Source organism: Patescibacteria group bacterium, from assembly GCA_028707065.1.
GTDB lineage: Bacteria > Patescibacteriota > Patescibacteriia > Patescibacteriales > WJLG01 > JAQTUZ01.
The window spans coordinates 1-13,478 of record JAQTUZ010000026.1 but is presented as its reverse complement, the minus strand read 5'-3'; the positions used below and the strand labels follow the sequence as shown (position 1 = coordinate 13,478).

At 45.8% G+C, this 13,478-nt stretch carries 13 protein-coding genes and 2 tRNA genes; 8 read left to right on the top strand and 7 right to left on the bottom strand.

The annotated features are described in order from the left end of the window. Positions 1–474 (top strand): hypothetical protein (locus tag PHE24_06425; GenBank protein ID MDD4902739.1); only part of this gene is annotated, 474 nt, incomplete at its 5' end. Between the two features lie 281 nt (positions 475–755). Here the strand turns inward: PHE24_06425 and PHE24_06420 are convergent. Then, positions 756–827: transfer RNA gene (locus tag PHE24_06420), tRNA-Glu, on the bottom strand. Between the two features lie 757 nt (positions 828–1,584). Between PHE24_06420 and PHE24_06415 the strand changes: the two genes are divergently transcribed. From PHE24_06415 to PHE24_06395, 5 genes are all read left to right on the top strand, one after another. Then, on the top strand, positions 1,585–2,721 hold the full coding sequence (locus PHE24_06415; protein MDD4902738.1) for a tRNA (adenosine(37)-N6)-threonylcarbamoyltransferase complex transferase subunit TsaD: 1,137 nt from the start codon (positions 1,585–1,587) through the stop codon (positions 2,719–2,721). A 9-nt stretch (positions 2,722–2,730) separates the two neighbouring features. Next, a complete protein-coding gene (locus PHE24_06410) occupies positions 2,731–2,943 on the top strand; it encodes a hypothetical protein (GenBank protein MDD4902737.1) in 213 nt (70 codons plus the stop codon). Positions 2,944–3,075: 132 nt separating this feature from the next. Beyond that, on the top strand, positions 3,076–4,182 hold the full coding sequence (locus PHE24_06405; protein MDD4902736.1) for a hypothetical protein: 1,107 nt from the start codon (positions 3,076–3,078) through the stop codon (positions 4,180–4,182). A gap of 644 nt (positions 4,183–4,826) precedes the next feature. After that, positions 4,827–4,988 (top strand): hypothetical protein, encoded by a 162-nt coding sequence (locus PHE24_06400; GenBank protein MDD4902735.1) that lies wholly within the window; start codon positions 4,827–4,829, stop codon positions 4,986–4,988. A gap of 96 nt (positions 4,989–5,084) precedes the next feature. Beyond that, positions 5,085–6,518 carry a hypothetical protein gene (locus PHE24_06395; protein MDD4902734.1) on the top strand — a complete coding sequence of 478 codons (1,434 nt, stop codon included), beginning with the start codon at positions 5,085–5,087 and terminating at the stop codon, positions 6,516–6,518. A 48-nt stretch (positions 6,519–6,566) separates the two neighbouring features. On the opposite strand, the gene ppsA is transcribed toward PHE24_06395, so the two are convergent. The 3 genes from ppsA to PHE24_06380 form a co-directional block, all read right to left on the bottom strand. Further along, positions 6,567–8,942, bottom strand: coding sequence for a phosphoenolpyruvate synthase (gene ppsA, locus PHE24_06390; protein MDD4902733.1), 2,376 nt, complete (start codon positions 8,940–8,942; stop codon positions 6,567–6,569). Between the two features lie 65 nt (positions 8,943–9,007). Beyond that, positions 9,008–9,406 (bottom strand): GxxExxY protein, encoded by a 399-nt coding sequence (locus PHE24_06385; GenBank protein ID MDD4902732.1) that lies wholly within the window; start codon positions 9,404–9,406, stop codon positions 9,008–9,010. Between the two features lie 70 nt (positions 9,407–9,476). Beyond that, positions 9,477–9,848 (bottom strand): hypothetical protein, encoded by a 372-nt coding sequence (locus PHE24_06380; GenBank protein ID MDD4902731.1) that lies wholly within the window; start codon positions 9,846–9,848, stop codon positions 9,477–9,479. Positions 9,849–10,034: 186 nt separating this feature from the next. Here PHE24_06380 and PHE24_06375 point away from each other — a divergent pair. Then, positions 10,035–10,116 (top strand) — tRNA-Leu (locus PHE24_06375). Positions 10,117–10,177: 61 nt separating this feature from the next. After that, entirely contained in the window at positions 10,178–11,392 is a 1,215-nt protein-coding gene (gene tyrS / locus PHE24_06370) for a tyrosine--tRNA ligase (GenBank protein MDD4902730.1), read from the top strand. Between the two features lie 244 nt (positions 11,393–11,636). Here tyrS and PHE24_06365 read toward each other — a convergent pair whose 3' ends face one another. The 3 genes from PHE24_06365 to PHE24_06355 form a co-directional block, all read right to left on the bottom strand. Next, the gene (locus PHE24_06365) at positions 11,637–11,903 is read right to left on the bottom strand and encodes a hypothetical protein (GenBank protein ID MDD4902729.1); all 267 of its coding nucleotides are present in this window, start codon (positions 11,901–11,903) and stop codon (positions 11,637–11,639) included. 213 nt (positions 11,904–12,116) lie between these two features. Next, the gene (locus PHE24_06360; protein ID MDD4902728.1) at positions 12,117–13,148 is read right to left on the bottom strand and encodes a pilin; all 1,032 of its coding nucleotides are present in this window, start codon (positions 13,146–13,148) and stop codon (positions 12,117–12,119) included. 103 nt (positions 13,149–13,251) lie between these two features. Continuing rightward, positions 13,252–13,478 (bottom strand): hypothetical protein (locus PHE24_06355; protein ID MDD4902727.1); only part of this gene is annotated, 227 nt, incomplete at its 5' end.

The following is a 13,478-nucleotide window of genomic DNA, read 5'->3' as shown; positions in this document are numbered from 1 at the left end:
CTTGTTTTTAATTGGTATCTTAAAAGAGTCGACCTGGAACTTGATCTGAATGTGAATACCGAAAATTGGGAAAAAATTCTGGGCGCCCAGTTTGCCTATTTGGGCGTGAAGTTCGGAGCCATTGCGACGGTCGAAATCCCGCGGGTAAAAGGTGATGTTCTTGGTCAGGCCAAACTTACCGTTGATGAGAGAGGCAGAATGTATTTATTTTTTATCCGTTTGGTCAGGGTAAGGAAACCAAATTCTCGGGAGGATCACGCGACGGTCAGGGAATGTCATGTCATTTCCAAAGAGAATAATCCGGCGCAGTTCGAGAAAAGATTCGCTTCGCTCGCCGCTAACAATTCTGATTTTGGTTTGAACATCGTTCGCGGCGGTTTGGATCCGGTCTACTTGAAGCTTGGTGAAAAAGAACGGGAATTCAAAACGTTGATGAAATTCAAGGAGATATGGGAAAGGGCGGTCTGTCGCTAAACTCTTCGAGGGCTGAATATGGAGGACTATCATCACGATAGCCTCCTTTTTTAATTTAATTGTACCTGGGGGAGTTCCGCGTTCGCTCGGCTTCCGCCTCACTCTCTTGTCCAGAGGCAGCGACGACCTGCCCCCGGCAGGTCGTCGGACGCTCGGCGTCGTTTTTCGCCGTCGGAAATCGGCGAAAAACTAGCCTCGCTCCTGCCTTGTTCGACTCCGCCTTAGAAGATAACTGGAAATAAAAAACACTCGGGCTGATGCCGAGTGTTTTTTATTTCCAGTAGTCCCTAGGGGAGTCGAACCCCTCTTACCAGGATGAAAACCTGGTGTCCTAACCGATAGACGAAGGGACCTCATTTGCAAATGTAAAAAAGAATTAATTCGGCAGGATGCCACCCAGAGGGTGGTCAGCCTCTGGCTGAAAAACCTGGTGTCTCCGCCCAAGGCGGACAAGCTAACCGATAGACGAAGGGACCTCATTTGCGGGTGAGCAAATGATCACCCAGGCCGAAGGCCGTCTGGGTGAATCATTATTTTTCACTGATGCATTTTAGTCTGTCTAGTAATTCTTTTTTCTTGAAACTATTATTCTTTAATTCCAGTTCTCTTTTTATAGCAATAGTTTTATTACAATAGATTTCGCAGTATTTAAGGATGAACGGAATTTTATTTTTTATTGATTTTGTTTTACCCTGGTTATGTTCTTTTAACCTCCTCTTTATATCATCAGTATATCCAATATAGAAAGTATTGTCTTTACGGCTTTGTATTAAATATACGAACCACATAGTTTTTGCAGGATGCCACCCAGAGGGTGGTCAGCCTCTGGCTGAAAAACCTGGTGTCCTAACCGATAGACGAAGGGACCTCATTTGCGGGTGAGCAAATGATCACCCAGGCCGCAGGCCGGCTGGGTGAAATAATTTTCGGGTTAATTCGGTAAAATAAAATTCAGCGCTGGGCTGGATTTTTTAAGGAAACTATGATAATAATATAAACTATAAATAAAGATAAGTCAAGACGATGATTCATGCAATTTTATTCCCCTCTCGAGAGGGGTGGCAGGCCGCCTCGGCCTGACGGGGTGTGTTATCGTGGGTTCAAGTAAATATGATTGTTTTAGGAATCGAAACATCCTGCGATGAAACAGCCGCCAGCGTTGTCGAGGGCAAGGGCGACAGCGTTAGAATTTTATCGAATGTCGTGTCGTCGCAGGTCGAAATCCATAAAAAATATAACGGCGTGGTGCCGGAAATCGCGGCCCGGGAACATATTTTGAATATTTTGCCGGTCATTAATGAGGCGTTGGAGAAGTCGGACGTTAACACACCCCGTCGCCGAGGCGGCGCCACCCCTCTCCCACGCATCGCTACGCTTTGCGGGGCAAGCGAGAGGGGACTTAAAAATATCGATGCGCTGGCTGTGACGACCGGGCCGGGATTGATCACTTCGCTTTTGGTCGGCGTGGAAACGGCTCGGACTTTGAGCTATGCCTGGAAAATTCCGGTCGTGGCGGTTAATCATATTGAAGGGCATATCTATGCTAATTTTATCGGCAAGGAAAAAATAAAATTACCCGCTTTGATCCTGACTGTTTCCGGCGGACATACGATGCTGATATTAATGAAGGGCCATGGTAAATTCCAAACGATCGGAGAAACGCGCGATGACGCGGCCGGCGAAGCGTTTGACAAAGCAGCCAAGCTTTTGAATTTGGGCTACCCAGGCGGTCCGATCGTTTCCAGGACGGCGGCGGAATTTAAAAATGTTGACGTTGATTCCGCCGTAACACACCCCGGCGCTCCGCGCCACCCCTCTCGAGAGGGGATTTCATTGCCGCGGCCGATGCTCAATGATCCGAATTTTGATTTTTCTTTTTCCGGGTTGAAAACCTCGCTGCTTTATAAGATTCAGAAAGATAAAGATTGGAAAAATAAAGTTCCGGAATATTGCCATGAGTTCGAACGGGCCGTAGTCGAGACTTTAGTCGGGAAGGCAATTAAGGCCGCCAAAAAATTCAAAGTCAAGACAATGATGTTGGCCGGAGGCGTTTCGGCCAATCTGGTTTTGCGCGAAGAATTCCAGAATGCGGCGGCCAAACTGGGCATGGCTTGTCATATCCCGCCCTTGGAGTATACTACGGATAACGCGGCGATGGTCGCGGCGGCCGGATATTTCCGGGCCAGAAGAAAATCTTTTACGCCATGGGCAAAATTAAAAGCTGACTCTAATTTGGAATTTAAATAAGGAGAATATATGAAAACACAGCCGCTATTTGTCATTCCCGACCTTCCGCCGGAGAACCGAAGACCGGAGCCGATTGAGGAAAAGCAAAAGATGCTTCCCGAACTTCCGGAAAAAGATCAGCCCGAACCGGAAAAAAAGAAGAAAGATCGTAAGGAAGAAAAACCGAATTTGCCGCCCGATCCGGCCGGCAATCTCGGCGGGAAAATCGATCTGACCGCTTAAAATAGCTTGCATTTCCAATGCAGGCTATTCTTTCTTTGTTGACGAAATAATTACCGAGTAGTATAAGATTTATTATAAGCTTTGGTGATAATTGACCGTTCTTTTCTAACCTAAACCCATTTGGGAGGACCGATGAAGAGTAAGTTTTGGAGGAATGTGATCGGATTGGCGACAGTGGCAGTAGTTTTGTTTTTGTGCTTCGGCTGGGATTGGTACCGTCCTTATCTCAAGAAATTGATGCCCCAATCGAAATATCAGCCGTATATCGCCTTTGTCGGCGATAGCATTTATACCATTGCCGCTGACGGCGGACCGACGTTGATCATCAATCAGGAGGTCATGATCTATGATACCAGTATTGGCAGAAAAATCACTCTGCCAATTTCTCTGGGAGTAAAGGCAGATAGCCGGATAGCGGCTTCCTCTGACGGGAAAATTTATTATGTCAACGGCGTCGATCTCGAATTGCATAAATTCAATTTGAAGACGATGACCGATCTGCCTCTGACTTCATCGCAGTATTATTGTCTTAATCCTGCTTGCTCGCATCGCGGCCAATTGGTTCTTTTCGAATCCAATTTGACCAAGCAATCCGGTTATCGGGATATTTATTGTCTTGATCTGAAGAGCATGAATAATACCGCGCAAAGGCTGACCAGCAGTTTGACTTTTTGCGGCAGCCCCAGCTTTACGCACAATGACCGGCACATTATTTACGATTGCCAAGATGCCGCCGGTTTCAGTCTTTGGATTATGGATAAAGACGGTAAAAACGCCCGCATTCTTTTGGTCGGAGGAGCGAACGGCAATTTTCAGCGTCCAGCTTGCTCACCAGTTAATAACTGGGTTGCTTATCAGGTCAATCATGGCGGCTCGATCGGGATTTCCGCTTCTTTGCTGAACTGGAAGCAGGATATTAAAAGAACAGTTACGATAATCAATGACGGAGGAGAATATCTCAATCCCTGCTGGTCGCCTGATGGAAAAAAAGTTATTTTTCAAAAGAGAAAAAGCATCGCCATCGGCCAAACTGTTCGGTATTTTCAGGATATTTATGAGGCAGACTTCAATCCTGATCTGCCGCCAGCTCCCGTGCCGCTGATCGCTCGGCCGCTCACGACTAACGTGTACGCCTGCTGGCTTCCGGTGCTGAGCGATTCGGTGCAATTTTCGATCGCCGGGGCATTTGTTGATAGTTATCGGAGAAATTTGCCTGGCGCGCGAAACAATATGAATTAGGAGTTATTGCGCAAAAATAATAAGAGCTTACGTCATTGCCGAGGTAAGCTCTTTTTTCTTGTAGGGTCTATCGCCGAATGCTCTTTGAGCATAAATCTTTCAGATTTTGAGGAAATTTTTTTAAAAATATTGAGGGTGATATGGTTATATCAGCTGAAATATTTTTAAAAAAATTTACCAAAAGATGAAGATTTAGGCCAATATGGCATTCGGCGATAGACCCTTTCTCTGATATGAGCCCTTGCCTTTTTTGGCGCGGATTATTTCGTGGTGTCGCCGCTGCCAAAATCCGATCCGATCGCTTTGTGGAATTTTTACAATCTTTGCCTTCATCTTTTCTCCCTTCTTTTTGTTGAATTTGGAAGATAAAAGCGTAAAATTAATTTTTATTTATAATATCATAAATATAATAGTTTGTCAAGATTGACAGAATTATTTAAACGTTGTAGTTTCAAATTATAAAGATCGCTAAGACCGCCCCGCTTGGGATTAAGCTCTTTTTATTAATTTTTTCCTCACCTAATTGGCCAAAACTCCCGCTCTCGTGATAAAATATGATCAAATAAATCAACCAATAACTTTTTGATAAATATCTCCTCGTTTAGCCCGGCAACATCATGAAAATACCCAGAAAGAAGGAAAAAATGAATACAAAAAATAACGCCGTCAGGAAATTAGGCGGCAGCTTCCAGAATGGCGCGAGAAAAGAAGAATTTCGCGGACCCTACCGCAGCAAAGAAGGGACGCCGGAACAACGGCGGGCTTTAGCAGCAGCGCTGAAGCGCCTTTGCCGGCAAAGACCATAGGGCAATTAATCTTAGCCAGTCCGATTTTATGGACTGGAAAAAGATCAATTGCCTTTTTTTAAATCAAGTTGAGGAATAAAAGATAACTTTAATTCTATGGATACGAACGAAAAAGAAATTGAATCAGGAGGCGGAGGCAGCGAGGCGGAACGCCAGCGGGAAGAAAGGGAGCGGCAAGTCAAGACATCTTTAGATGCGGCGGTTTCCAAACATCGGCAAAGAAAAAAAATGACCGTTAATGAGACGGTGGAAAGCGTGGTTAAAGGCCAGCCCGAAGCGATCAAGGAAAAAGTAATGAGAACCCACGATCGTATCGCCGGGTATACGTCCGAACTCGAAAAATATGGCGTACCAAAAGAATTTCGTGATTCAATGGTTAAAACCGAAGTAGACATTGATTCCCGGGAAACCCAGGCCAGTTATCGGGATAAGAGAATCGATATGCCGAATCAGGAATTGGCTAAGCTGGAAACCATGCGCGCTTTGAGCGAGGTTTTGGATCACGAGCCCACCCTCGAGGATTTAAAAAAAGTGGCCAGAGTCACTTTCGATCTTAACGGGCTAAAGGTGGTCAATGATTATTCCGGCGATTATGCCAAGGGCGATCTGTATTTGCGTTTGATGAAAAAAGCTTTAGAGAATGATGAAGTGAAAGATTTCGCGGAAGATAACAGATTCAAGTTTACCGCCTGCCGCGAAGGCGGCGATGAATTCAGCGCCATTATCACCAGTGAGATACCGTTAACTGAAGAAGTTTTGAATGGTTTTATCAAGAAAGTTAAAAATCTGCTGGAAAACGACTCGGATGCGGAAAATTGTTTGAATATGGATGATGACGAGACGATCTTGCGCTGGAAGCATAAAGTGCCGGCGGTCGAGGGTCGCCGGCTGGAACTTGCCAAGCTAAGGGCGGGAGGACGGGAAATCAAAGATGATTATAAATTTACCAAAGAAGAACAAGACGAGGCTGACCGATTGGGCGAGAAGTGGAAGACCGAAGCGTTAGTCGAATACCGTAAAGAAATTCCGCCCGGTTTCAAATTCAAAGGCCGGGTGGCTGCCGCGGCAGCGACGGTTTATGACGGTCTGATGGACGAAAGGAACGCGGGCAGAAACGTTATCGGTGAAAACGATAATTATGAAGACGCGCTGGTTAAGATGACTGATTGCGAATTCGCTTCCGGCGATAAAGATATGCACGTGGAGAAAGTTACCGGTAAAGCGGGAATGTATGGGAAAAAAGATACAGATCCTTATGAATATTTCCTGGTACAGCTTTACGATTCAACCAGGTCCGGCGAACAAGCCGAGGAATTGGATAGAGAAAGGAAAAAATCCGAGGCATTGAACGCGCTGAATGTCTTGCGAAAAGCTAAGGGCGAATTGCAGGATTCTTTGGTGGCTGCGTATGAAGCGGAGGGGGAAATTGATAAAAACTCGATAGCGGAAAAAAAGTTGGCAATTCGGGTTAAAGAAGAAGAGATCAAGAGCGCTGAAGAAAAAGTAAAACAATTTAAAGAAACGACATAAGAAAATCGCCTCGGGATGAACCCGGGGCGATTTTTTTATACTAATTTTTTATCGACGCGATTTTTTTTCGACTTTGAGGACATTGATCGTCGTGTCGATGACCGTGTCGGGGATTAACGAGATCGAATCGATTCCGAGTTTGACCAGGAATTCGACAAAGTCGGGGAAGTCGGACGGGGCTTGGCCGCAGATGCCGACCTTGGTCTTGGTTTTATGGCCGACCGCGATCAATTGCTTGATCAGAATTTTCACCGCTTCGTTCTTCTCATTGGAGACTCCGGCCACGCCGAGCATCGAGCCGGAATCGCGGTCAATGCCGAGTGTCAATTGCGTCAGATCGTTCGAGCCGATCGAGAAACCGTCGAACTCGCGGGCGAATTTTTCCGCCAGGATTATATTAGAAGGAATTTCGGCCATCACGTAAATCTGCAAGCCGTTTTTGCCCTGGATCAAACCATGGCGGGCCATGATCGCTTTGACTTTTTGCCCTTCCTCGATGGTGCGGCAGAAAGGGATCATGATTTTTAAGTTGGAGAGACCCATGCCGTCGCGCACTTTTTTCATGGCCTCGCATTCCATATCAAAGGCCGGGACAAAGCGGGGCGTATAATAGCGGTTGGCGCCGCGCCAGCCGATCATCGGGTTGGATTCGATCGGCTCATATTCTTTGCCGCCGATCAGATTGGCGTATTCGTTGGTTTTGAAATCGGACAAGCGGATGATGCAATCCTTGGGGTAAGCGGAAGCGGCGATCATCGCCACGCCCTCGGCCATCTTATCGATGAAGAATTGCCGCTTATCTTTGTAGGGGAAAACGATTTTTTCGATCTGGGCCTTGACTTCCGGAGTTTGTTTGGAGAAATTTAACAGCGCTAATGGATGAATTTTTATGTAATTATTAATAATGAATTCCAGGCGCGCCAAGCCGATGCCGTCGTTGGGAATAAAAGAAGTCAGGAAGGCCATATCCGGTTCGCCGACGTTCATCATTATTTTGGTTTTCGGCCGCTTGAGATTTTTGACATTGGTCCGGGTTACTTTGAAAGGCAGGATTCCCTGGTAAACATAACCGTGCTCGCCTTCGGCGCAGTTGATCGTGATCTTCATCCCGCTGGCTAATTTGCGCGTGGCATTGTTGGTACCGACCACGCAGGGAATTCCCAATTCGCGGGAAACGATCGCCGCGTGGCAAGTGCGCCCGCCTTTATCGGTGACGATGGCCGAAGCGATTTTCATGATCGGTTCCCAATCCGGATCGGTCATATCAGTGACCAGAACCTGGCCGGGTTTGAAGGTTTTGATGCCGGAAACTTCCATGATGCGATTGATCACGCCGGCGCCGATCTTATTGCCGACTGATTGGCCTTGCACTAAAAGTTCGCCGCGCTTTAACAATTTGTATTTTTCAATGATGTTCGGGTCCTTGATGCTTTCCACGGTTTCCGGCCTGGCCTGGATGATAAAAAGTTTATGTTCATGGCCGTCAAGCGCCCATTCAATATCCATCGCTTTGTTATAATGCTTCTCAATTTCCATTCCCCAGGCTGCGAGCTGTTTGGCTTGTTCGTCGCTGATGGAAAATTTTTGGCGCTCGGAGAGCGGGACGGAAATATTTTTGGTCGGCTTGTTGCGGTCGGAATCATAGATCATCCGCAAATCTTTTTTGCCCATGGCGCGGGAAATGATCGCGCCGGTCGGCTTGAAAACATAAAATTCATCCGGATTGACGCGGCCCTGGACGATATTTTCGCCTAAGCCGTAGATCGAATGGATCAAAACGGTATTCTTGAAGCCGGATTCAGTATCGATGGTGAACATCACGCCGGAAGAGCCGATATCGGAACGGATCATTCTTTGGATGCCGACTGACAAGGCGATTTTGAAATGATCAAAACCCTTGTCAGCGCGGTAGGAAATGGCGCGGTTGGTGAAAAGCGAAGCAATGCATTGCTTGACCGCTAAAAGTAAATGCGCGTCGCCGCGGATATTCAAAAAAGTTTCCTGCTGGCCGGCAAAAGAAGCGTCCGGCAGATCTTCGGCCGTGGCCGAGGAACGGACCGCGACATCCAAAACCGGGCGGCCTTCCAATTTGCAGAGCTGGTGATAAGCCGTGACAATTTCGCGATTTAAAGCTTCCGGCAGTTCGGCGCGCATGATCGCGTCGCGGACCGCTTTGCCGTGAGCCATCAGATTGGTGACATCTTTGGTATTGAGGTCTTTGAGAATTTCTTTGATGTGCCTTTTTAATCCGGAATTATCCATGAAAAACCGATAGGCATCGGCCGTGGTGGCAAAACCGTTGGGCACGCGGATCTTTTTCTTGCGGAGGCGCGAATACATTTCGCCCAGCGAGGCGTTCTTGCCGCCCACTTGCGGCACATCCTTGATGCGCAGCTCGTGGAAGAATTTGACGAATTTAGACATAAAAATATAATCCGAATCTACAAATGGTATCCGAATCTACGAATACCATCCGAATTATCCGAATTTTAATTATTTTTTAAAATCAATTCGTTATTTAAGATTCTTTTTGGTAAAATTCTAACTTGTCTGAAATTTACTAAAATACCAAGGTCAAGCCCCGAACAGGATAGATATCTTTTAACTTGAAAATAATGATCCTTGGTTAAGAAATCAACGGCCTTCATTTCCACAACCACCTTATTTTCAATCAAAAAATCGCAGACATTCCTTCTTGGCTTTTCTCCGTTAAAAGAAATTTCTATTACGCATTCTCTTTTATAGTTGACCTTTTCTTTTTTAAGAAGTTCTTCAAAATAATCGGCATATTGTTTTTCATTCTTGTATCGGCCGAGATGGTTATGGGTCTGGAATAAAAGACCGTTTATCTTGTAAGATAATTCTTCATGCAAAATTTTCCCCTCCATAATTTTGATTAATTTTATCCATTCGGATGATATCCGTAGATTCGTCCAAAATCCGTAGATTCGAATTATATTATATCTTTATCTTCTCCGACCAATCGTAGATATAGGGGATTTTCCAGTATTCGCCGTTCAGGACTTTGATGATGCCGATGATCGAAACGATCGCTACCGCGAGCATCAAGAGTTGGCCGATGACCGGGATCCACACAAACAAGCTGACGATGATATCGATCACAAAAAGCACCAGGCCTTGTTTGGCATGGAATTGGCAGAACTTGGATTCGCGCTTGGCCAAGAGCGGGATCAAAAAGAGGATATAGATGTAGGAGAAAAGGGCGACATACTTATTTTCCTGCGCGTCGCGGTCGTCGGCCGTTCCCGGATTGGAAGTCGGCGGCATCTGGGGCGCCTGTGGCGCTTGGTTTTGGTTTGTTTCGTCCATAGATTTATTGAGTTAATTATTAGTTGATTATTTAAGCTACATTATTATTATAGCACAAATCTATGTTATAATTGAGGGGGAATTATAAATTATAAATTATTAATTATAAATCGTTTTATTTATTGACAATTAGTGTTTTTTAGAGTATTCATAATTTATCATTTATAATTTATAATTTTAACGTTTGCAGACGTGGCGGAACTGGTATACGCGCAAGCCTTAGGAGCTTGTGAAGCAATTCATGTGGGTTCAAGTCCCACCGTCTGCACCTATTCAATTAAAAATTTCCGCCCAAGGCGGATCCGCCTTGGGCGGAAAAAATTAATAATATGTCTAAAGTGATTGTCGACAAAGAATTGATCGAAAAATTTTTAACCCGGGGAGTCGAGGCGATTTATCCTTCGGTTGACGCCTTCCGGGAAAAGTTAATGTCCGGGGAGCGCTTGCGCGTTTATCAGGGTTATGATCCGACCGGAAAATTTTTGCATGTCGGGCACGCGATGGGAATCCGGGCGATGCGGATCCTGCAGCGGCTCGGCCATGAAGTTATTTTTTTGGTCGGCGACTACACCGCCCGCGTCGGCGATCCGGATAAGGAATCCGGCCGCAAGATGCTTTCCAATCATGAGATCGAGGAAAATTTAAAGGGCTGGAAAGAACAGGCCGCGCAATTGATCGATTTCGGCGGCGACAATCCGGTGCAATTCAAAAGAAATTTTGAATGGCTGTCGCAATTAAAATTGGACGAAGTGATAAAATTGCTGTCGCACATGACGGTGCAACAAATGTTGGAGCGCGATATGTTTGAACAGCGCCTGGAGAAAGGCGACCCGATCGGCTTGCATGAATTTATTTATCCCTTGTTGCAAGGCTATGACAGCGTGGCGCTGAACGTGGACATGGAAATCGGCGGCGCTGACCAAACCTTCAATATGCTGACCGGTCGGGAAATAGTGCGCGCTTATTTGGGCAAGGAAAAATTCGTCCTTACTCTGAAGATGATGGATGCGCCGGACGGCCGGACCATGTCGAAGACCAAGGGCAACGGCATAAATTTGAGCGATTCTTCCGAAGATATGTATGGCAAGGCCATGTCTTATTCCGACGATCATATTATTATTGGCTTGGAATTATTGACTGATGTGCCGCTTCCGGCGATTAAGGAAATCCAAAGCGAAATGGCCAAAGGAGTCAACCCGATGGAGTATAAAAAAATGATGGCTTTTGAAATAGTCAAAACCGTCCGCGGCGAAGATGAAGCGGTCAAAGCCCAGCGCAGTTTTGAAGCGACGGTTCAGCATAAGGAAATTCCGGCTGACATTCCAGTATTGAAAAAACCCGAGGGCAATTATCATTTAGTCGACCTGATGGTCGAGGCTGGTTTGGCCAAATCCAAAAGCGAGGCCGGCCGTCTGATCGATCAGGGCGGAGTAAAAGTTGATAATCAGCCGGTCAACGATAAAGAAGTCGAAGTGGCAGTTTCGGAAAAGGAAGTCCTTATTCAGAAAGGCAAGCGCGGATTTATTAAGGTAATTAAAAATTAAGAATTGTATATCAAAAAAACGAAACAGTGGTTTCGTTTTTTTTGTTGGGGGTTCCATAGTCCCGAGGGGCTGTGGAACCCAAACTGCAAGCCGTGGCATACTAGATTAAAATAATCAATAAAAATTAATAGGTTTGCAATTAAGGTGCCATAGGCCCAGGCCCAGTGGTTTATTAAAGATTGAAATACTAAAAAAGAGGTCATGATTTTAACAATCAAGACCTCTTGGCGGGCAAGTTGTAATTTTACCCAATTTTTATATTTATTTTTGAGGCCGCTTCCCCCGGAATAATGGAGCTGATTCTTCCATTATTATATAGTATTTGGACCGCCATCTTGTTACCTAAAATAATAGCTTTAACTGGGTATTTTGCATAAAGCCTTTTCTCCATCGAACGGTTACTCCCATATTTTTCAGTTTCGTCATAACAAAACTGAATGTGTTCCCGGTCATCTAACATCCCTGACATGTTGATAAAATACCCTTCCGCATCTAAATTAATGTTCAACATAAAACCCTCCTCGGTTTATCTTTAAATAATTTAATTAAGAATGAGCATTTAGTTTAAATTAAATTATTTTAATATAGCATGTATGTAAAATTATGTCAAATTGATTAAGTTAGGTTATTGAGTTAGGTTATACTGGGGAACGATAGCAAGCCATAAAAAACGCCGGAATGCTCCGGCGTTTTCGGTTATGAAAATTGATGATTGGAAATTGCGTCAGCCTCCTTTAGTGATCGCATTGATGACGAAGTTGACGAGCGAGTAAGAAGCGAAGATGACGATCAGACCGACCGCCGCCCAGACCAGAATATTGCGGCCTTTTTCCACGGCCTGTTCGTTGCCGGCGGCGAGCATCCAGGTGAAACCGCCATAGATGAACATAATTAAAGCTAATGATCCGACCACGCCGAGCGCGGCGTTGATGATATTGCCGATCAGCGCGGGCACGCTGTTGATATTACCCAGAGGATTGGTTAAGTTAACGCTGGGGGTGGCCGGCTGGTTGCCGGCGCTGGCCGCCGGCGGAAGATTGCCGGCGCTGGCCGCCGCAGATCCATTGGCCGTCCAGGAACAAGTTACGCCTCCCGTCGAGGACATACTATCGCAATTTTCATGTGATTGGTTACAAGAGACAGAACCATTGCAATCGCAAACGCCGAGGGAATTATCTGCCGGGTTTGCATCGGCAGTCCAGGAACAAGTTACGCCTCCCGTCGAGGACATACTCGTGCAATTAGATTGTGTTTGGTTACAAGAGAGGGAACCATTGCACTCGCAAACGCCGGTGGTTACGGATGTTTGACCGCCATTGGCGGATTGATAAAAAGCGCAGGATACCGCATCCCCTGCGTTATTGCAGTAGCCCGTGCAGCCACTCGTGCAATTTGGATATGCCGAAGGAAAGCTGGAACAATAAGTTGGCGAGGTGTTGTTGCAACAAGTAGTGGCGGAAGGAGCGGTAGTGGATTGAGGGCAGACAGAAGTGCATTGGTTAGCTCCGGTGCTGCAGTCGCCGGAAGATGCGCTGGGCACCCATTCACAATCGGCATTTTCACATAAACCCCTTGAGGTATTCGAGTAATCCAAACAATTATTTGGGCTGGGTTTGGTTAAGCAGGCTGTATAGGCGTCCTGATCAAGTGATTCCCTGCAGTCACAGTTGCCGGCGTCAGCCGAGACAGATTGGACAGCAAAGGAAAATTGTAAAATAATCGCTAAAACATAGAAAATTTTGATTAATTTTTTCATATAAAATTAAGTTATTTATATATCAATAGTATAATACATTTGGGCAAAATAAAAAAGGGAAGAACGCGATGTCCTTCCCTTATTGCTTCTCCGTCGCCTTTGATCAGTGGTTATCTATTTCCACGTCCATTGGCGCCAGAGCTATCATCGTGAAGGTTTTCCCCCACATTGACGGCTTGCGCTGGTATTTTTCCCAGCACTTGATGGTGTCTCCGTCGCTGAAGGCGATCATGAGACGGTTCTGCGGATCGGAGGTGTAGATGTCCCAGCCCGAGACGTTTTTTTTGAGACCGTAAGGTCCGATCTTCACTCCCGAATCCGCAAAGCTGA